We start from the raw sequence: 20,850 nt of genomic DNA, 5'->3' as shown, positions 1-20,850 counted from the left end.
ATGAATAAAACTAATTATTTCTTAATTTTATTCATTGCTTGTTTCAGGTCGTCAATTATATCCTCAACATTCTCTATTCCTACAGATAATCTCACGAATCCGGGTGTCAGACCAACTTTTATGCATTCCTCTTCCGAATATGCGGAATGAGTCATACTTGCAGGATGTTGTATAAGAGTATCCGGATCTCCAAGACTTACTGCAAGGATACAGAGTTTAACTGAATTCATAAGTGTTTTTCCTGCTTCTCTGCCGCCTTTTACTTCAAAACCGATTACTCCGCCTCCGTTGCTCATTTGTTGGCGGGCAATCTCATAACCGGTATGAGATTTAAGGAACGGGTAATACACTTTTTCTATCATTGGATACGATTCAAGAAATTCTGCTATCTTTAGCGCATTCTCACAATGCCTGTCCATTCTTACTGCCAGAGTTTTAAGTCCTCGTAAAATTAGCCATGCATTAAATGGCGATATGTTTGCGCCTATGTTGCGTGACCTTTTTCTCAGGCTTTCTGCGAATTCTTTTTTGACAACGGAGACTCCCGCTATCAAATCACCGTGTCCTCCCAAATATTTTGTAGCTGAATGAACTACGGCATCCGCGCCAAGTTCTATAGGTCTTTGTAAATAAGGAGAAGAGAAAGTATTATCAACTACTAATGGAATTTTGTGTTTGTGGGCAATTTCAGCACATTTTTTTATATCTACTATTTTTAAAGTCGGATTTGCGGGCGTTTCTATGAAAATCAATTTTGTTTTTTTATCTATAGCAGCTTCCAACTCTTTTGGATTTGTAGTATCAACAAATTTTGTATCTATTCCTACAATAGGTAATTCCTGTTTAAACTGCCCGTAAGACCCGCCATATATTATCTTGTCGGATATTATGTTACTTCCGCTCTCTGCAATACTGAGTATAGTACAGAATAAAGCTCCGCACCCGGATGCAAATATTTCTGCATAATCTCCACCCTCAAGAAGTGCCATTTTTTCAGCTAAAAGGTCTACCGTAGGATTTCCAAGTCTTGTATAAATATACCCTTTTTCCTCACCTTTGAATAATCTTGCGCCATGGTCTGCATCCTTAAATGCAAAAGTAGATGTCTGGTATAGTGGAGGAATTAAAGAACCTGTAACGGGGTCAGGGTGTTGTCCCCCGTGAACGACTTTTGTTTCTATTTTCATTTTGCTCCTTTGTTTGTAGCTCTATATTGTAGGGAACGTTTGATTAGTTGGAGTTTCCGCTTAAAACGGATTACTCCAAGTTATCCCGCTTTGCAGGAAACCGTTCCCTACGTTATTATTTCCAGAATTTAGATTTCTCGAGTAATCTTAAATCTTCTACAGGTATGGGGTAGCTATATTCCGAGCCGGGGAATTTCCCGTTTCTTACTTCTTCTACGTATTTCGTGACTGCCATAGTTGTAAGAACAAGTAACCCATCTTTCCGTTCGTCTTTTCCTACTTTTCTTAAATCCTTTATATTGGATATATATTTCTGAAATTCCGATATGACATCCGGGATATAACATTTTGCAAACCAAGGTCTAAAAGGATGATAAAACCCCATAGTATCGTGCATAATGATTAATTGCCCATCTACCATTGTTCCGGCGCCTATTCCGTAAACGGGAATTTTTAATAATTTGGCGATTTGTCCTGCAGGTTCCGAAGGCATAGCTTCAAGCAATAATGCAAAAACGCCTGCTTTTTCCAGCGCAAGCGCATCTTCCACCGTTTTTTCAAAACTGGAAACGCTCTTTCCTTGTACTCTGTATCCACCAAAAGAAGCGCTGCTTTGGGGAGTTAACCCTAAATGTCCCATAACCAATATCCCGGCATCTACCATTGCTTTTACTTTTGATATGACACGAATTCCACCTTCACATTTTATCGCATCACAGCCGGCTTCTTTAACAAACCTTAATGCGCTTATTACGGCGTCTCTTTCACCGGGTTCGTAAGCGCCCTGCGGCATATCACCGATTAAAAACGTATTCGGGGCGCCTTTACGAGCAGCTTTTGCAAGGTGTATCATTTCATCCATTGTTACGGGGTTGGTAGCTTCGTATCCCAATTGAACCATACCGCCTGAATCTCCGACAAGAATCATATCAACGCCTGCCTGTTCAGAAACATAAGCAAAAGGAAAATCATAAGATGTTATCCACGCAACGGGTTTCTTCTCTTTTTTCATTTTGGCAAGGTCATTAATACTTATTTTTCTTTTAGGTTCCATTTTTCCTCCTTATTTGGCGGGCGTATTGCAATACGCCCCTACGAATTTGTTACACTTAATTACTCTTTGTTTACGGTGTAGGTATAGCTAACCCTTTAGCACCTTTTTTCGACATTGTTGCTTCAGGAAAATTTTCCTGTATTATTTCGATAATTGTCTGTGCATATTTAACTTTTTCTCTTGCGAAATTTGCGAGCATACCTGCATCTGTCCAGGGTTTATACATTGCTCCGGGGCCTACAAGACAAGCCGGTCCGGGTTCAATTTTGAAATAACAAGGCGCACAGGTGCGAACCATTTCAGGTGCATCATAAAATCTTGTAAATCCTCCAAAAGATTCTGCCAATAAGATATGAAGGTCCATAGGTATGTCTACCGTTTGTCTTATTGTCGCAAATTGTGGTATCGTAAGGTCGCCTACCGGGTTAAAAGTTCCTGCTCCTATACTTTCGAGTAGTTTGGCGCCTGCAGGATTACCATGCCCTGCATATACGGATACTTTAAATGTTATGTCTTTTGGTACATCACCTTTAATTTTCATTTCGTTAAGTAACCACATTAAACCTTCATCCGTAACAAGAAATCCCTTGAAACCTGCATCTATACATCGGAACATATCTGCAATATAAGCTTTAACCTGCTCGGCTCCCCTGAATCTTGCACCTGAAAATGCGCCTTCCGGGGTTACGGGTTGTCTTCCGATATCCCATGCCGCTCTTGGGCCGGGAGTTACGATTACTTCAATTTGTGCTTCTTTTGCTATAGTTGCAAAATCTTTGAGTTCTTTTTTATCAAGATAAGTTGCTCCCATTACCATTGAAATTGCTCTATGTATGGGAGTTTTTCTTTTATCCATTTCATCAATAAGCGCTTCCAAAACGTTAGGTCTTTCAATACCGGAAATTTCCATACGGTACCATGCGCCATCCGGAAATCTTTTTTTGCTGGTGGGCAAATCAAAACGGTCACTGCCCGGAATTCCAACTTTTTCCACCATTTTTGCGATGTCGTTCATCTTCATAAATCCCCCTTTTTCAAATCAAAAATTCCCAGCAGAGCTGGATAAGAATCCCTAATCCAGTAAAGCTGGAAAGGGCTTCTTAAAATATCAAATATTAAATTCCTTTAAGTGTTCTGTTTATACTTATTAAATCATTCAATATGGCAAAACTCGTGCCTTTTGGACCTGCGCCTGCGCCGATGATTGTGATTTCTCCTACAATATCGGTTTTTATGCATAACCCGTTCATACCCTTGTTAATGTTTGCCAAAAGTTCATTCGAGTTTAGCATTTTAGGAGCAACCTCTGCTTCAATTCCATTATCCGTTTTTATATGTCCTACTAATTTCCATACCTGCCCATTTTGCCTTGCTTTTTTTATATTGGCAAGAGAAATTTTTGTTATACCTGTCCTTTTTACGTCGGAAGGTTTTATATTGGCATTCATAAGCACATTTGCAAGAATCACAAGCTTTGCAACCGTGTCATATCCTTCAACATCCGCTGTCGGGTCGGTTTCTGCATATCCTAATTTTTGGGCTTCTTTTAACGCAGATTTGTAATCCCTGCCTTTTTCCATTTCCGTAAGAATAAAGTTTGTAGTTCCGTTCAAAATGCCTTTTATTTCTGTAATTTTAGCCCCTGCGAGCGCTTCCGTTCCTAAAGTTATTGCAGGTGTCCCACCTAAAACAGTTCCTTCAAATTTAAGCATTACTTTATTTTTTTGGGCAATATTAATTAGTTGTTTATATTTTAACGCTATCGGTCCCTTGTTGACTGTAATTACGTTTTTCTTAGACAATAGAGCAGTTTCTATATGTTTAATTGCAGGGTCTCCTGTTTTTATATTTGTGGGCGTAAGTTCTAAAACTATATCCGCATTGCTATCTTTTATTGTTTTTAGAGTGTCCCAGCCTTTTTTTACGTCACAGTGGTTTGTTAGAGTTCCTTCTTTTTGGATAAGCTTCAAAATCTCTTTGAGGTTAAGTCCGTTTTTGTTGTAAACGGTTCCTCTTGTGAGGGTAGAAATAGCGACTACTTTGTATTCAATAGCATATTTTTCTTTGAGTTGTTTTTCCTGTTCAAGCAAGAGTTCTGCGAAACCCTTTCCTATGTTTCCAAATCCAATAAACGCAAGATTGTAATTCATTTTTCAGCATCTTAAACCATATATTTTATTTTTCAAGTGTTTTTTTGAGATTATTGTGTTTTTTGTTCGTAGGGAACAGACATCCTGTTCCCTACGGATAATAGTAGAACTTATTTTACGGCGTTGACTACATCTTTCAAGTTTTTGCCGAATTTCTCGATATCTTCTAATTTTACAAATCCGAAGCAAAATCTTATCCATTCGGGTTTGCCGCATTCGCTTCCGGGAATCCCGCTTATTTTTCCCATTTGGATTGCTTTTTCAATGAATTCTTTATCGCCTATTTTTATTGTTTCCGGTATTTTTGCAAACATAAATATAGAGCCATCAGGCAGTTTATCGCCTGCAAGCTCAAAACCTACTTTTTTTAATTTTTCTCCCATTGCATTCCTGCGTTTTTTTAATTCCTTAATTATTGGGGGTAAGAAAGTTGGGGGTATGCCATTTCTAATCTCTTCTAATTCCTTTTTTATGAGAGGAGAAATTATATCCTGTCCGATTGTGTTTACGCATGAGCAATCTATTCTCATAAGTTGTTTAAGAAATACATTTGTGATAGTTTCGGAATAGCATATAACATATCCCATCCGTGCTCCCGGGATAAGATATTCTTTTGACGCAGAACAAATTGATACGGTGCGTTCAGGAGCAAAAGACAACATTGTCAATGGTTTGCCGTTAAAACGAATTCTGTTGTAAACCTCGTCCGAAATAATCACAAGATTATGTTCCCTTGAAAACTCCGCTAAATTTTTCATTTGCTGTTTATCCAGAGTGATTCCCGATGGGTTGTTAGGAAAATTAATCAATAAAACACGGGGGGTTTCTTTTTTTACTAATGTTTCTAATTCTTCGAGTTTCAGGTTGCCTTTTTTATCGGTTAATTCAAATTCTATATATTTTCCTCCCATTCTTGTAATTACGGCAGGAGTATTGGGCCAATAGGGAGAAGTAAGAATTATTTTCTGTTTATGTCCAAGCATTTCTATCATAAAAGATAATCCCTGACTTGCACCGTTTGTTATTGCGACATTCTTATAAGTTAACCCTTTCAGGTTATAAAATTTCGACCAAAATTCTGCAATCAGACTTCTAGTTTCAATTTTACCGATAGGTGGACTGTAGTATGTTTCAAGTTCCGGTAGAATACCTCTTATTTGTCCGCTCTCTGCTCTTACGAAATCTTTGGATTTTTGTTTTATGGATTCTATTTGTGCGCCTATTGCTACAATGGGGTCTTCTTTTGTTATAACCTTTTTTATTTCCGGAAGCATATTTTCCCATGCATATTCCAGCAAAGGAATTATCTTTTCATTTTTGCTTACAATATCTTCTAATTTCATAATATTTTTCACTAAAGTCTTAAAACTATTGTTGCTTTTTTAAGTTTATGGATTTTGTTTGCCGTATTTCTCATTAAACACAATCTCTTTCAATTCTTTTCGTGGTGGAGGAGTGGGGGTAATATCCGGGTGACCAAGGGGTATAAGTTCCACAACTGCTATGCCTTCAGGAATTTCAAGCAAACTGCCTGCCATTTTAGCATCAAAAGCGCCTATATGAACCGTTCCCAGACCGAGTGAATGCGCAGTAAGTGTTAGGTTTTGGAGTGCAAGCGCAGTATCAAACATAAACCATTCGTTTTTATCCGTAGTAGGTTTTCCTTCTTTATAACCTGCTTTATTTATTTCTGCGCAAGCTACTATTACTATTGGGGCTTGAATCATAGCTTCTCTTGAAGGATTTCGTGGTGTAAGCGTGTTTTGGAGTTTTTCTTTCATAGACGGGTCTTTAATAACTATGAATTTTACGCATTGAGTATTTGCCCATGAAGGCGCCCATCTGGCGGATTCAAGAACCTGATTTAACTGTTCATCGGTAACCTGTATTGGTTTGTATTTTCTTATGCTTCGTCTTTCTTTAATTAAGTTTAATATTTCCATCTTTCCCCCCTATTATAAAATCAAATATCAAATATTAAAAATAAAATATCTTTTCTGTTCGTCAAGATAAATCAAATATGTTTCGTGTTTTTATTGATTTCCATAAGACGGTGTGGTAGTAGAAATTTATTTTTCTGTTAGCATTTGTCATTCTTGTGAAAATCGTAGACACTATATTGATGATGCAGAAATCCTTCTGAAAGTTTTTTTATCCGTGAAAATCCGTGTCTTTCATCCGTGGCTAATAATTGTGTTTTCTGTTATGTTTTGTTCTATAGTTTTGATGCTTTCGCTTGTTATTGTTTTAGTTCTTCTATTTTCTTTTTCAGTGCAGGTATGACTTTAAACAAATCGTCTACGATTCCATAATTTGCTTCATTAAATATGGGAGCGTTAGGGTCTTTGTTTATGGCTATTATAGTTTCCGAACCTTTCATACCGGATATATGCTGGGATGCACCAGATATTCCCATTGCAATATAAAGTTTGGGTTTTATCGTTTTACCGGAAGAACCTACTTGCCTGTCTTTTGGTAACCATCCTGAATCTGCTACCGGTCTGGAACATCCAACTACCCCACCAATTGCCTGCGCAAAGTCTTCTATTATTTTTAAGTTTTCTTGCTCTTTTACCCCTCGTCCTATTCCTATTATAATATTAGCTTTGGTTATGTCTACTCCACCGGTTGCGGCTTCTATGTATTCAATAAACTTAATTGCAGTAAGGTCTGCTGTTAATGGAGACGGAGTTTTTGTTGTTTCGGCGGTTAGATTCGTCTCGCTTACCGGAAACGCTCCCTGTCTGACTGTAAGTAAAAACTGTGAACTATCTTTAAAATTTATCGTAGCGTTTAATTTCCCGCCATACATCTGTCTTGTTGCAATTATGTTATTGTCTATTTCGATTCCTATACAATCCGTGGCAACCGGGATATTAAGTTTGCTTCCAAGGGCAGGAGCAATATCTATACCGAATGCAGTATGTCCTATCAATGTAAGAAAAGGTTTTTCGGTAGTTAATACGTTGAAAAGCGTAGTCTTATAATATTCGGAGTTAAAATCTTTAAGTTTTTCGTCTTCTATAACAATAATGCGATGGGCTGAAGATTTGATTTCGTTTATAAAAGATTCGGTTTGATGTCCTAATAAAATAGCAGTGACTTTGCCGCCTGTTTTTTCGGACAATTCCCTGGCTTTGGTTAACAGTTCAAAAGATATATTTCTTATTTCCCCGCGTCTATGTTCAATCAGTGCAAAGATGTCTTTCATAGTACCCCCTTCTCTTTGAGTATTTCTGTCAATTTTAAGGCTTTCTCTTCCGTAGTCCCTGCCAATATTTCAGCCTGTTTCGATGGGGGAGGGGTAAATAATTTTGTTATAGTCGTATTTTTAGCAAGTTCAGTATTTTTTGCGTCAGCGATTTTTATTTCTTTGCCTGCTGCCTTTCTTATTGCCATCAATGAAGCATAGCGGGGTTCATTGATGCCCGTTTGGATTGTGAATAATGCAGGTAGTTTGATTTCACTTTTTTCAATTAAACTTCCTTCAAGTTCCCTGTTTATTGTTGCCAAATTGTTTTCTACGTCAAGTTTTACTACTAAACTTGCATAAGGTATGCCAAGCAGTTCTGCAAGTGTTTGTCCTACCATAGAATACCCATCATCCTGAGCCATACAACCCGTAAATATAATGTCAAATTTTAAGTCTTTGATGGTATTTTTTAATAATTGTGCGGTGGCAAAGCCGTCTAATTCGCCGGTGTATTCTATTCGTATTGCCGAATCCGCGCCTTTTGCAAGCCCCATTCTTATGATGTCGTCATTTTCTATTTCCCCGATGGAGACAAGGGTAACGGTCCCGCCGAGTTTTTCTTTAAGCCTGATAGCTTCTTCAATTGCATAGCTATCGGATTCATTAATGTCAAAAGTTAAGCGGTCTTTTTGGATATCTTTGCCTGAAGAATCTATTTTTAGTTCTAAATCCGTTGTCTGGGGAACTCTTTTTATACAAACAATGCTGTCCATAATACCCCCTATAATCAAATTAAATATGAAATATTAAAAATCAAATATTTTATCTTCTTAAGTTCATCAAACACTTCAGTTCCCTTTTAGGTTTTCCATAAACGTTTCTATTTCGTTGTCTTCAATATTGTTTATACCTAATCTTTTTTCTTAATTTGTCAACCTGAATTTGATGGGGAGAGCAATACGTTGTAAAGGTGGATATTTATAAGAAGAAAGAGCACGAATTGAATTCGTGCCTACGAAGAGGAAAAGCAAAAATTGAATTCGTAGAAAAAGTATAAATTGAATTTGCGTTGACAGAGAAAGAGCACAAATTGAATTTGTGCCTACAAGGAGAAGATGTACGAATTGAGTTCGTTGTTAGAGGGGGAAAGAGCTATCTAACGGTAGTGGTTTTGTGGTATATTTGATATTTTATTTTTAATTTTCGTTTAGTAGCCTCGTAATTTTTCTAACACTTCAATTTCTTCATCTTTACGTAATTCGCAATAGCTATCAAATTTCATTATATATATTGCTCTGCCTTGTGTTGCGGACCTGATTGCAGTTGCATATCCGAACAATTTTCTCATAGGGCAGGAAGCGAAAATATTATGTCTTATACCTACTCCTGCCATAGATAAGATTTTACCGCCTCTTGCGCTTAAATCATCTATTATTGCGCCTATATATTCGGGGGGAGCAATTATTTCCAACCTCATTATTGGTTCAAGGAGTATTGGATTTGACTTTCCTATAGCTGCTTTAACTGCCATAGAAGCCGCAGTTTCAAAAGCGATATCCGATGAATCTACGGTATGAAAAGAACCGTCAGTTATAGTCACTTCTATATCTACGACAGGAAACCCTGCAAGGACTCCGGTTTTAAGCGAGTCTTCCACACCTTTACGAATGGAAGGAAAATATTCTCTCGGGATTGAGCCTTCCCGCACTTTATTTTTAAATACAAATCCTGCGCTTCTTTCAAGCGGTTTGATTTCGAGTTCTACGTCTCCATATTGTCCTTTACCGCCACTTTGTTTTATAAATTCGCCGCGTTCACTTGCGCTTTTTGTAATTGTTTCTTTATAACTTACTTGTGGAGCCGACAATCGTGCTTTTATTGAAAATTCCCGTTCCATTCTCTGGAGAAGGACTTCAAGATGTAATTCTCCCATACCGGATAGTATTAATTCTCCGCTTTCAGTATCTGTTCTTATAAAAAGGGTCGGGTCATCCAACACTAATTTTTGTAATACCATCCCAAGTTTTTCTTCGTCCTGATGAGTATTTGGCTTAATAGTTGCAAAAATAACAGGTTCGGGGAAATCGGGGGATTTTAATATTATTTTCGAATCCAGTGCTGCAAGAGTGTGACCTGTTTTTACTTGTTTGGGACCATAAATTGCAACAATATCCCCTGCACTAGCAGATTTTATTGATTCCCTTTTATCTCCCTGCATTAAAAATATCTGAGAAATTCTTTCTTTCACGCCGGAATTTACATCCATTACGTATTCACCGGCGTTAATTGTCCCGGTATAAATTCTTAAATAAACAAGAGTCCCGTGTGCATCGGAATAAAGCTTAAAAATCAGTCCGCAGAATTTATTTTTGTCGGGTATATGGTCTAAATTCCTATCGAGGGGAGATGGTAGGAAATTTACTATTCCTTCAATTAAAGGTTGGACTCCAATATTTCTTAATGAAGAGCCAAAAAATATAGGCACAAATTGTTTTTCGATTGTAAGTCTGCGAATGGCAGCGATTAATTCTTGTTTGCTTATAGGTTTATTTTCAAGGTATAAATCTCCTATATGGTCGTCATTGTCGGCAATAGTTTCTATTAATTCCTTAAGAGCTTTATTAAATTCCGGCATAAGATTCTCCGGAATAGGTTTTACCACAAATTCTTTACCATCCGAGCCCTTATCCCATTCTATTATTTTTTCTTCTAGTATATCGCATATACTAGAAAATTTATCTTCTATACCAATCGGAAATTGCATTTTTAATATATTGCTATTTAGCCTTTCGGTTATCATCTTAATGCATTCGAAAGGTTCCGCTCCAATTCTGTCGAGTTTATTTATTAAAACTATTCGAGGAACGTTATATTTGTTTGCCTGATACCACACGGCTTCGGACTGAGATTCTACTCCTTCTACTGCGCTAAAAATCATAACTACGCCGTCAAGAACTACGAGACTCCGTTCCACTTCGCCTGTAAAATCAATATGTCCGGGAGTATCTATGATGTTTATTTGTTTGCCTTTCCAGTAACAGGTAGTTGATGCGGCAGTTATTGTAATTCCTCTTGCCCGTTCTTCCGGCATCCAGTCCATTACGGTGGTGCCTTCATCTACCCCACCTATTTTGTAGGTGCTGTCGGTATAATAAAGAATACGCTCGGTAGTAGTGGTTTTACCTGCGTCTATATGAGCGATTAAGCCTATATTACGAATATCCTCTATGGGCATTGTATTTTATATAATGGGAAAAATGTTACCTGCTACCACCTGAAATGTGCGAACGCTCTGTTAGCATCTGCCATTTTGTGCATATCTTCTCTTTTCTTGTATGCATCGCCTTTGTTTTCAAGTGCAAGCAATAGTTCCTCAGCGAGTTTCCCGGACATTGGTTTGCCTTTCTTTGCTCTTGCAGCTCCGACTACCCATCTTATTGTAAGTGCAATTGCGCGGTTGGGTCTTACTTCGTAAGGAACCTGGTATGTTGCTCCGCCTACTCTTCTTGGTCTTACTTCTAATAGGGGTTTAACGTTGTTCATTGCCTGGTTAAAGACTGTGATACCCGGCTTTCCGGTTTTTTCTTCGGCTATTTTTAACGCTTCATAAAATATCCGTTCGGATGTATATTTTTTACCACCCATCATCATATAATTTATGAATTTACCTGCCAATATTTCATTATATTTAGGGTCAGGTGCTGTTTCCCTTAGTTCTGCGCTTCTTCTTCTCATACTTTTTTACCTGTCGTCAGACAGGAATTACCTCCTCCTGATTTTTAATTAAGTTTGATATAAATAACTTATATTACAAATATGTCAAGGATAAAATGAAAAATTGTTATATATAAATGAGATTCTCACCGCCCCGCCTCCTTCGGGATAAACTCCGACGCGGAACTCGCAGAGAACGGAAAGATTAACTAGAGAGGTATCTCGCCTTGGCAGAGTAAACTCCGAAATAAAAGGAAATATATGTTTCTATACCATCTCTTAGAAATAGGAAGTTTGAAGTTTATTTTCTTTTTCAAACCGTTCAATTGCAAGTTGAATCAACCTATCTATCAGTTTGGAATAAGAAAGTCCGCTTGCTTCCCATAATTTGGGATACATACTAATGATGGTAAATCCCGGGATAGTATTTATCTCATTAACGAGTATTTTTTTATTATTTACCAAAAAACAATCTACTCTTGCCATTCCCTCGCAACAGAGTAATTTATATGATTTAATGGCAATTTTTTGGACTTCTTTAATAGTGTTTGTAGGTAAATCAGCAGGTATTTTCAGGACGGCGCCTTTTTTATCAAGATATTTTGCCTTATATGAGTAAAATTCGTGTTGTGGAATGATTTCGCCGGGGACAGATGCAATAGGGTTCTCGTTTCCAAGAATGGAACATTCTATTTCCCTACCATTAATATTTTCTTCTATTATAATCTTGGTATCATATTTGAATGCATCTTTGACAGCTTCATCAAACTGTTTTTTTGTAGATGCCTTATTTATTCCCACAGATGAACCTGCATTTGCGGGTTTTACAAATAGGGGTAATCCAAGCGATTTACTTGTTTCATTAAAATTGGCATCCGACTGTTTTTCAAATACTATGAACTTAGCAATCGGGATTCCTGCATCCCTGAGCAGTCTTTTCATTGCATCTTTATCCATTCCAACTGCAGAGCCAAGCACTCCGGCACCTACAAATGGAATGTTTATTAATTTTAACAACCCCTGCATCGTCCCGTCTTCACCGAATGCACCGTGTAGTATTGGGAAAATTACGTCTATTTGTTTTACAGGTAAAGAATTTGATATATATATTATTTGTTTCTTGTCTTTTCCCGGGACTATGGCTATGTCCTTAAATACTTTGTCGGACAGGTCGCGACCTGTCCCTAAGTTATCCGGAAAAGATTTTATGTTTTCATTCAGGTGCCATTGACCTTTTTTATCAATAAAGATTAAACTTACTTGATATTTTTTTCTATCTATGGCGTTGAACACGCTTCTGACCGATTTAATAGAGACTTCAGACTCCGTTGATTTTCCACCAAACATAATTCCAATTCTCATTTTTCCCTCCATAAAGGTAGAAACTTAGAATTAAATTTAAACTTTGCAAGTAAATTTTAATTTATTTTAGATTGTTTATTCCTTAGGGGAAGCTACTTCTGTATCAGATATTTCTGTTTCAGTAGTTTCCGTGGGAGCAACTTCTGTTGAGTTTCCTTCTGTCAAAGCGGATTTATCCGTGATGTCTTTGATACTTAAACTGAAATCAGAAATATTATTTTTTTCTATATTAATGTCTATTCCTGAAGTTTTTTCTCTCTGGGGTTGCAGAAGAACAAGTTCCTGGTCTTTATTTTGTTCCATCATCGCTTGCATTTTTGCAACTATTATAATGGTTGCAATTAATTCCTGTATTTGTTGCATTAATTTTCCGTTTTCAATTTTACTTAATTCTTCGAGGTCTTCCTGGTCAAAAATAACTCCGCCGAGTAATTTATCTTTGTCTTTTGCGATTTCCATTATTTCTTTTACCAGTCTTCTGACAAAATCCATTATATCTTCTTTCTTTTCAAATGGTTTTATTGATTTATTATCAATGTTTTGAAGTTTCAATGAGAAATCAGCTTGAAAAGTATGCATTTCTTTAACTCCGTTATTAATTAGCTCTCGTTGAAAAGTATAAGTAAAAGACAGATCCATACTTCTTGATTTTTCTGAAAAATATCCATCTGCAGTAAGTTGTTCTTTATTTTTGGCTTCAAAAATAAGATTGAAATTTGTAATGGAGTTTAAAATGGAAGCTTCGGACTCGTTTACATTTACCCCTTGAGATAAAAGGTATTTTAGGGCAGGTGAAATTGTCACTTCATCGGAAGGATTTATGGTTAGGGAGTTAGAATTTTGTTGGTTATTTGCGGCAACATATTCTTTGTAAGAATAGGGAGCGGTTGAATTAGATACGGCAATAGTATTTCCTACCATATCTTTTATTATCGCTGGTTTTATGAAATTCTTTAGAGATTTTGGGAAAAGCACAACAGAAAGAATTTGCACACAGATTTTCCCTCCGGATAACAAGCTCTATGATAAAAATAAGAGCTTGTAATCACAGATTGACAGGGATAAAAACAGATAAACAGGATAAAATCCAGTAGGTAGTAGAAAGGAAATAGTAAAAGAGAAGAACAGAGTACAGAAAAATTAGACAGGATTAGCACGGATTAAAAAAGACAGATAGCATAGAGTGTATATCCGCTTTTGCGAGAATGCCAGAAGGGGAAATTAGCAAGTTAGTATAAGAATGCAAGATAATTTTATTGACTTATATAGAAAATTGGATTATTGTGAAAACCAGTCTACATGGAAGAAGAAAAAGGGAAAGGAATTTTGAATTTAAAGTATTGAGGAGGATGGAGATGAAAAAGGTAACATTATTTGTATGTTTTTGTTTTGTAAGTTCCAGGTTGCTGGCTGTTGAGGCAGGAAATACAGAAGCTCAAAGAGATAGTCTTGTGTCGAAGTTAAAAAGCATAACCTCGCCTGATACAAATACTACTAAATCAGAAAAAATAGAGGGAAAAGATTCTAAAAAAGACAGTCTTATAGAAAAATTAAAAAGTATGTCTATATCCGACAGCAGTATTTCTGATAGTAATGTTTTCGCACCAAAGAAAAAAGAATGGTATGATACTAAAGGAAGTGTTTTCGGAGAGAATCCGGAAAACACAACTTTGCAAGACAGCGGGACATATTCGGAAGGAAAGCAAGCCGGTGCAAAAGCAGGCAAAGGGAACGAGATGTTAGTTGGTGCTGTGGTGGGTGGGGTGGTTAGTGTTTTGGGATATGTCTATCCTTTCGTAATTGTTTCCGGAAATCCTCCTGAACACATAAAAGCGAACATAAAAAACAAGGGGGAAGACTACAAAAGGGGGTTTTCAAAAGGATATAGACGGAAGAAGAAAACGAATGCTCTTTTAGGAACTACCGGCGGTTGTGTTGTAGGTTATTTTATATGGGAGGGTATCTTCTTTTGGACAGTTTCCCGAAATTTATAATTTCATGATAAATATATTATTTTTTTCTTTATTTTTTCAGGTAACGGATGTAGATACAAACATAGTGGATACGAGTATTGAGGAAACATCCGTTATTACGGAAGAACTGCTTGCAGATACTATGGAAAATAAAAAAGGAAATAATTTATTTACTTCCATTGCTACAGGACTTATTCGCATATACCAAATTGTAATATCTCCCCGTCAGGGAGACGTATGTAATTTTGTTCCATCCTGTTCCCATTATAGCAGTGACGCAATTGAAAAAAAAGGGATATTCAAAGGGATATTAATGACTGCCGACAGGCTTGAAAGGTGCAATTATTTTGCATGGCAGTATAAGGATAAGTATTATAAAACAAAATTTGATGCGATTCGGGGAAATAAGTTGTATGACCCGGTGGAATAAAATGCCGAATCACAAATTAAAAACCAATTGTGGGACGCAGATTGTCGCAGATAAACAGGATAAAAGGAAGAAGAGTTGGGAGTGAAGAAACAAATAAAAGGATACAAAAGAATTAGACCTGCTCCTCCTGAGGCGGACAGGCAAACAGAACGGTAGGCAAGCAGGATTTACAGGATTAAAAGATAATAAAAATGTTGAAACGTAAATTATGAATTGTGTTTTATTTGCGGTAATATTATTTCTACAAGTGCAGTCAACAGCTGATACGGCAGGAATAGTTCATACGACTGAATTTGCGGATTGGTTATACGAGACAGGGGATTACAATTCGGCAATAACCGAATATAAAACACTCCTGACATATTCTCCCAATGATACGCTTACACTTGTTCGTAAAATCGGCAAATCTTATCTTAGTCTTGGGAAAAACAATCTTGCATATAACTATTTAAGTCGTTTAACTGAGGATACTGCGTATACATTGACCGGGATTTCCTGTCTTAAAGAAGGTGATATAGAAACAGCTGAAGAATGGTTTATGAAAGTAGATGATGATTCTTTAAGTCTTAAGTTACAGGCAGAGTATTCCAAAATGTTGAATATGCCTTATAAAAGTCCTGCAACTGCGGGTTTTTTATCTGCGATTATTCCGGGGCTTGGGAGAGCGTATGCAGGTAGGGCAGGGGATGGGATATTTTCTTTTGTGCTTACGATAGGAAGTGCGGCAGTAAGTTACAGGTATTTTCAGACAAAAGATTTTATTCCTGCGACTATATTCGGGGGATTAGGATTATCGTTTTATTTCGGTGGTATTTATGGCAGCAGTGAATCCGTTAAACGGTATAATGAAAAAGTTTTTGAAAAAGAATTTTATTCTTTTAAAAAAAGATTTATTAACTCTTCTAAGACACGAATTCCGGTTAAGAACGATACTCTTATCAAATGGGCAACCGGTTATAAAGCATTTGTGGATACGCTTTTCTCTGAAGGTAAGTACGAAAATGCGATTCTCGAGTATAAACGGTTGAATTTCTTTACTCCTGATTCCAATTTTCAATATCGGATTGGGCAGTGTTATGAAAAAGCAGGTGACATGGAAAATGCAGTAAACTATTACGAAAAATCAGGGGGCTGCGCTTATTATGATTTGATCGGCGCACATCTTAAGTCCGGGGATTATTCTTCTGCGAGGTTTGTGTGCGATAAATTTAATAGGGGAAGCGAATTAGCAGGATGGATTTACATTCTTGAAGATAATTATGACGATGCGTATGAATGTTTTGAGGACAGTGAATTAAAGCAAAAGGTAAGTCAATTCAACCTTCTTCCGTATAAATCAGAGGACAAGGCAATTTTATTATCTACATTTATCCCTGGCAGTGGGGAATTCTATACGCGTAATTTCAAAAACGGGATGTTAACATTTTTATTCAATGGAATTACGGGGTTTTGGGCAGTCGAGTCGTTTCGTGACCGCAGGTATCTTGATGGTACACTTGTGATAATGTTATTGTGGAATAGGTTTTATGAAGGTGGAATGAGAAATGCACTGGCGTCCGTTAATAAATATAATAAAACATTAAAGAAAAAACATTTAAAGGAGCTTGAACGATATGTTCCGGATATTATAAAACCCAGCATAACAAACCGCGAGTGATCTTTTCTAGAGGATAGAAAAATAGCTTGACAAAAAGAGGTAAACGAATATTATGAACACGTATATTTGGTAAATATTTAGGGGGTAAGATGATAATACTTTTATCTTTATTGCTTTTTTTGGGTAATTGTCCTAAATGTCCTGAGGGCAAAATAAAACTTGCTGTTTTTGAAATAAACGGTGCAGGAATAGAAAAGGAATTCCTCACAACAATTTCTGATTTATTGCGGATTGACTTGGAAGATTGTGAAGAGTATATAATTATGAGTAAAGAAGATATGATGGGGGCATTGAATGGAAATCTTTCAGTCATCGGTGGAACAGAAGAAGTATCGAAAGTATGCGAAAAAATAAAAGTATCATACGCAGTTACAGGAAACGTAGTAAAACTTGGCAACAAACTTATTATTTCGGTTGCTTTGATTGACAGGTGGGAGAAGATAAGGATATTTGAAGATAGGCTTACGGCTTCGAATATGGAAGACCTTGAAACAACAATCAAAAGGCTTGCGGAAGCGCTGTGCAAACAAAGTAAAGCCAAAGAAAATGTTACGGTTGATAACATAACGGAAGCAGAAGCCAAACCGAAATTAAGAAGGCAAAGTTTCAGCACAGGCGGAGTAATGGTAGGATATATGTTTCCGATGGGAAAATCCCTTGGAAAAGAAGTGGATTATGGTTATGATGGTTATGGTTATGAAGGTTATACATCCAGAGTAAAAGGCGACATTGGTTCTTTCCCATTATTCGGTCTGGCCTATCTTTACGAAACTTCTTATTATATGGGCGAGCTTTTTGCAAGCGTGGGAAGTAAAGGAAGTACTTTTATGGGAATTGTTGATTTTTCCTGTTATCGTTTTATGTCATTGGGAGACGTATCTCCATTTATAGGCGGCGGATTGGGAATGGCATGGGGAGATAAAGTTACTGAAGTAATTGTAATTAAAGATAGTTCTCTTCATTATTCCTATTATCCGGATTCAACTTATTATTCCTATTATACCTATGAGAAAAAAGTCACCGACCGGATTGACGGTATGATGGCAAGTGTCGGTGGGGGAGTTGAGTTTTTCAGAACTTATGATTTCCATTTTATTGTAAGCGCGGGCTATAACATTATTTTTTCATCAGGAACTCCGAATGGTTTGGTAATTCGCTTTGGATTAATTTATAGAAAGTCCGGTGAAAGTAATTGCTGCGGTTTCTAAATATTTTATAAGAAAAGGAAAAGAATTGACGATTAAAGAGATATCAACAAACAATGAGGTTTTGTTAAGGAGGATAAAATGGTAGGAATGTTCTTATCTTTGTTGCTTTTTGCCGGGAATTGTCCGAAATGCCCGCCGGGAAAAATAAAAGTTGCCGTGTTTGAGTTAAGTGGAACCGGTGTGGAAAAAGAATTGCTCACGACAGTTTCTGATTTACTGCGTATTGATATGGGAGATTGTGGAGAATATATAGTTATGAGTAAAGCAGATATGCCGGACAGTATTCTCTTGGTCAATGGTGGTACAGAAGAGGTATCAAAAATATGTGGAAAAATAGGAGCATCTTATGCGGTTACGGGAAATATGGTTAAATTAGGGAGCAAACTTATTATTTCGGTTGCCTTGATTAACAGGTGGGAAAAGATAAGAATATTTGAAGATAAGATTACTGCTTCAAGTATTGAAGATTTGGATGCGACGGTTAAAAGACTTGCATTGGCACTGTGCCAGCAGAAGAAATCAAAGGGAAGCGTTAATGTTGAAAACATAACAGAAGATGAGGCAAAGCCGAAATTAAGAAGGGAAACTTACAGCACGTTTGGTGTAATAGTAGGATACCTTTTCCCATTAGGAAATTCACTGGGGAAATATGCCCAAACGACAAATATCATTTTTAATACTGTTATCCCCAAAGGAGATTTAACTTCAATCCCGGGATGGGGCGTTTATTATATTTACGAAACCGCTCGTTATATGGGACAGGCAGCCGGGACATGGTATTACAAGGATGCAACCAGCAGATTTGTAAATCTTGAATTTTCCGGGTATCGTTTTTTATCTTTGGGAGATATATCTCCATTTGTCGGTGGAGGACTCGGAGTAGTATTTTTCGGTAACAAACTTACAGGGATTGACTCAAGTTCCGGATATTACGAACCTATAACAGAATCGTTTGATGGGATGCTAGCAAACGCCGGGATAGGGGTTGAATTCTTCAGGACGTATGATTTCCATTTTATTCTCAGTGCAAATTATAACATTATCTTTACAGATGGATATCCAAATGGGCCTTCTGTTCGTTTTGGAATGACTTACAAGAAGAAATCAGGCGGATGTTTTTAATATGTAAAGAAATTTTTCTTAATACGGCGGATTGGGGATAGGCTATTCTAATGTTTCTAATAGATTGAAACTACTTACTTGCTACTAATCCAGAAGGTTTATCTTTAGCATAGAGAATAAGATTTTTAGCAATAGAGTCGCGTGCCCTTCTTGATTTTGAACCAAGCAAAACTACCATTATTTTACGTTCGCCACAAAGTGAAGTAGCTACTATATTCCATCCGGCTTTTGGATAATATCCCGTTTTAAGTCCATCAACCAAATCGCAATGTCTCATCAGGGTGTTACGTGTTCGCATTGTGAATTTTCCATTGCGGAAAGAAGATAACTTTGTTGACATCCATGTTTTCACGTAAGGATATTTTAAAGCTTGCATAGAAATAGTTGCTATATCAATACAATCGGACATATTTACTTCATTTTCATATCCTTTAGCCGGAGGCAAACCTGTCATATTCCAGAATTTAGTGTGATGTAGTCCTAATTCAGTACTTTTATCGTTCATCATTTTAATAAAATTCTCTTTTGAGCCACCTATATAGGAACCTGCGAGGTAAGCGGCATCGTTTGCGGAGTAAATAATTGCTGCTCTTAAAAGGTCTTCCAATACGAATCTTTCTCCTGCTTTTAGATACACCTGTGAACCTCCGATACAACTTGCATCCGGAGTAACGGTTACCGTATCACGGAGACTTACCTGTCTTGCTTCTAATTTCTCCATTGCCAGAAGTTCTACCATAATTTTGGTTAAAGAAGCGATTTCACAGGGTTTTTCACTATTGTATTCCCAGAAGATTTCACCTGTTGAAATATCCAAAGCTATTCCTGCTTCAACGGAGTATTTCATTGAACCTACGATAGAATCGCAAACGGGGTCTATCTTTTTGGTGAATTGAACGTATTCTTTGGGTTGTTCTTTTTTAGAAAGGTTTTTAGAAAAAGCTAAAAAGGCGATTCCGACACCAATAAAACTAATACCTATCAATACCTCTAAAATGGAAATCTTAAATTTCTTTTTAGACATATGTAAAGTATGCTAAAATAATATTTTTTAAAGTCAAATGTTTTCTTAAAAAAGAGACAAAAATTTTATATGACTATATGGAAGAAAAATTTCAGCAAAGAAGATATTAAGTGTAATAATTAGAATATTCGGAAACGAGTATTCTTTTTGTCGCGCGTTAGAATCTGCGGATATCCCTAATCTTTCAATACCCGATTACCGGACGTTCTCAATTTTTTCTACTATACCATATTTCCCTGTTACAGGGTCAAGGAAGAGTTTTGATTTTGGAGGAAAATATGTAAAAAAAGCGTAACAATAAAGGTTAATTATAATAATTATGATGCCTATAATATTCAGAAAAGAGTATTCTTTTTTTAGAGACATTAACTTGTATCCGACAAGCTGGGCAACGGCAATAGCAATGAAAAATGTGGATATATCAACGAATAAAATATTATCTCCGGTAAAATAAGTGTAAGAGTAGAAGATAACTATTATTACAATAGGTATAATCAGGAATGAACAAGCTTTTGCAAAACAGAAGTTTTTTACTTTTTGCCCGAATACAAAAAATTCTATAGTGCTATAAATAAAGGCAGGCCAGAAAGCTATTTTCAGATGTTCCCATGTACTTTCATTTACAGCGCTGATAAGCGCAAGCGGTTTCCAAGAATTGCTAAAATCATAAGCAAAATGTAATAATGCCCCGAATAAAAATATAAAAATAACACCCCAAAATTCCCAAATTTTAATCTTTTTATTTTCCATTTATGGAAGAGTAATTACGGGAGAAA

The 20,850-nt window shown here is 36.7% G+C and carries 19 protein-coding genes; 5 read left to right on the top strand and 14 right to left on the bottom strand.

From position 1 onward, the window contains the following. Positions 1 to 14: 14 nt before the first annotated feature. The 12 genes from WC614_02595 to WC614_02540 form a co-directional block, all read right to left on the bottom strand. On the bottom strand, positions 15 to 1,187 hold the full coding sequence (locus WC614_02595; protein ID MFA5031885.1) for an aminotransferase class I/II-fold pyridoxal phosphate-dependent enzyme: 1,173 nt from the start codon (positions 1,185 to 1,187) through the stop codon (positions 15 to 17). A gap of 115 nt (positions 1,188 to 1,302) precedes the next feature. Further along, positions 1,303 to 2,241, bottom strand: coding sequence for a 3-methyl-2-oxobutanoate hydroxymethyltransferase (gene panB, locus WC614_02590; GenBank protein MFA5031884.1), 939 nt, complete (start codon positions 2,239 to 2,241; stop codon positions 1,303 to 1,305). Between the two features lie 70 nt (positions 2,242 to 2,311). Further along, on the bottom strand, positions 2,312 to 3,262 hold the full coding sequence (locus WC614_02585; GenBank protein MFA5031883.1) for a hypothetical protein: 951 nt from the start codon (positions 3,260 to 3,262) through the stop codon (positions 2,312 to 2,314). Positions 3,263 to 3,356: 94 nt separating this feature from the next. Then, positions 3,357 to 4,391: a homoserine dehydrogenase gene (locus WC614_02580; GenBank protein ID MFA5031882.1), complete on the bottom strand. Its 1,035-nt coding sequence runs from the start codon at positions 4,389 to 4,391 to the stop codon at positions 3,357 to 3,359. Positions 4,392 to 4,501: 110 nt separating this feature from the next. Then, positions 4,502 to 5,734, bottom strand: a complete 1,233-nt coding sequence (locus WC614_02575) for a pyridoxal phosphate-dependent aminotransferase (protein MFA5031881.1) — start codon at positions 5,732 to 5,734, stop codon at positions 4,502 to 4,504. Between the two features lie 45 nt (positions 5,735 to 5,779). Then, the gene (locus WC614_02570; protein MFA5031880.1) at positions 5,780 to 6,334 is read right to left on the bottom strand and encodes a nitroreductase family protein; all 555 of its coding nucleotides are present in this window, start codon (positions 6,332 to 6,334) and stop codon (positions 5,780 to 5,782) included. Between the two features lie 296 nt (positions 6,335 to 6,630). Continuing rightward, entirely contained in the window at positions 6,631 to 7,602 is a 972-nt protein-coding gene (locus WC614_02565; GenBank protein MFA5031879.1) for an electron transfer flavoprotein subunit alpha/FixB family protein, read from the bottom strand. Beyond that, positions 7,599 to 8,357 (bottom strand): electron transfer flavoprotein subunit beta/FixA family protein, encoded by a 759-nt coding sequence (locus WC614_02560; protein MFA5031878.1) that lies wholly within the window; start codon positions 8,355 to 8,357, stop codon positions 7,599 to 7,601. Before WC614_02560 ends, WC614_02565 begins: the two co-directional genes overlap by 4 nt. Before the next feature lie 434 nt (positions 8,358 to 8,791). Then, positions 8,792 to 10,819: an elongation factor G gene (gene fusA / locus WC614_02555; protein MFA5031877.1), complete on the bottom strand. Its 2,028-nt coding sequence runs from the start codon at positions 10,817 to 10,819 to the stop codon at positions 8,792 to 8,794. A 32-nt stretch (positions 10,820 to 10,851) separates the two neighbouring features. Further along, on the bottom strand, positions 10,852 to 11,319 hold the full coding sequence (gene rpsG / locus WC614_02550; protein ID MFA5031876.1) for a 30S ribosomal protein S7: 468 nt from the start codon (positions 11,317 to 11,319) through the stop codon (positions 10,852 to 10,854). Positions 11,320 to 11,577: 258 nt separating this feature from the next. Further along, the gene (gene ddlA / locus WC614_02545; GenBank protein ID MFA5031875.1) at positions 11,578 to 12,660 is read right to left on the bottom strand and encodes a D-alanine--D-alanine ligase; all 1,083 of its coding nucleotides are present in this window, start codon (positions 12,658 to 12,660) and stop codon (positions 11,578 to 11,580) included. Between the two features lie 75 nt (positions 12,661 to 12,735). Beyond that, positions 12,736 to 13,653: a hypothetical protein gene (locus tag WC614_02540; GenBank protein ID MFA5031874.1), complete on the bottom strand. Its 918-nt coding sequence runs from the start codon at positions 13,651 to 13,653 to the stop codon at positions 12,736 to 12,738. Positions 13,654 to 14,015: 362 nt separating this feature from the next. Here WC614_02540 and WC614_02535 point away from each other — a divergent pair, with 362 nt between their 5' ends. The 5 genes from WC614_02535 (at position 14,016) to WC614_02515 (ending at position 19,050) form a co-directional block, all read left to right on the top strand. After that, entirely contained in the window at positions 14,016 to 14,654 is a 639-nt protein-coding gene (locus WC614_02535; protein MFA5031873.1) for a hypothetical protein, read from the top strand. Positions 14,655 to 14,658: 4 nt separating this feature from the next. Beyond that, positions 14,659 to 15,063 carry a membrane protein insertion efficiency factor YidD gene (gene yidD / locus WC614_02530; protein ID MFA5031872.1) on the top strand — a complete coding sequence of 135 codons (405 nt, stop codon included), beginning with the start codon at positions 14,659 to 14,661 and terminating at the stop codon, positions 15,061 to 15,063. Positions 15,064 to 15,271: 208 nt separating this feature from the next. Continuing rightward, a complete protein-coding gene (locus WC614_02525; protein MFA5031871.1) occupies positions 15,272 to 16,720 on the top strand; it encodes a tetratricopeptide repeat protein in 1,449 nt (482 codons plus the stop codon). An 89-nt stretch (positions 16,721 to 16,809) separates the two neighbouring features. Further along, a complete protein-coding gene (locus tag WC614_02520) occupies positions 16,810 to 17,928 on the top strand; it encodes a hypothetical protein (GenBank protein ID MFA5031870.1) in 1,119 nt (372 codons plus the stop codon). 78 nt (positions 17,929 to 18,006) lie between these two features. Beyond that, a complete protein-coding gene (locus WC614_02515; GenBank protein ID MFA5031869.1) occupies positions 18,007 to 19,050 on the top strand; it encodes a hypothetical protein in 1,044 nt (347 codons plus the stop codon). A gap of 70 nt (positions 19,051 to 19,120) precedes the next feature. On the opposite strand, the gene WC614_02510 is transcribed toward WC614_02515, so the two are convergent. Together WC614_02510 and WC614_02505 are read right to left on the bottom strand one after the other, a co-directional pair. Further along, on the bottom strand, positions 19,121 to 20,074 hold the full coding sequence (locus tag WC614_02510; GenBank protein ID MFA5031868.1) for a serine hydrolase: 954 nt from the start codon (positions 20,072 to 20,074) through the stop codon (positions 19,121 to 19,123). Positions 20,075 to 20,269: 195 nt separating this feature from the next. After that, positions 20,270 to 20,824, bottom strand: coding sequence for a DUF6512 family protein (locus tag WC614_02505; GenBank protein MFA5031867.1), 555 nt, complete (start codon positions 20,822 to 20,824; stop codon positions 20,270 to 20,272). Positions 20,825 to 20,850 lie beyond the last annotated feature (26 nt).

Source organism: bacterium (assembly GCA_041649255.1).
Classification (GTDB): Bacteria; Hydrothermota; UBA3073; order JACQXS01; family JAQTXJ01; genus JAQTXJ01.
The sequence above is the reverse complement of the archived record's forward strand: the minus strand, read 5'-3'. Positions and strand labels throughout refer to the sequence as shown.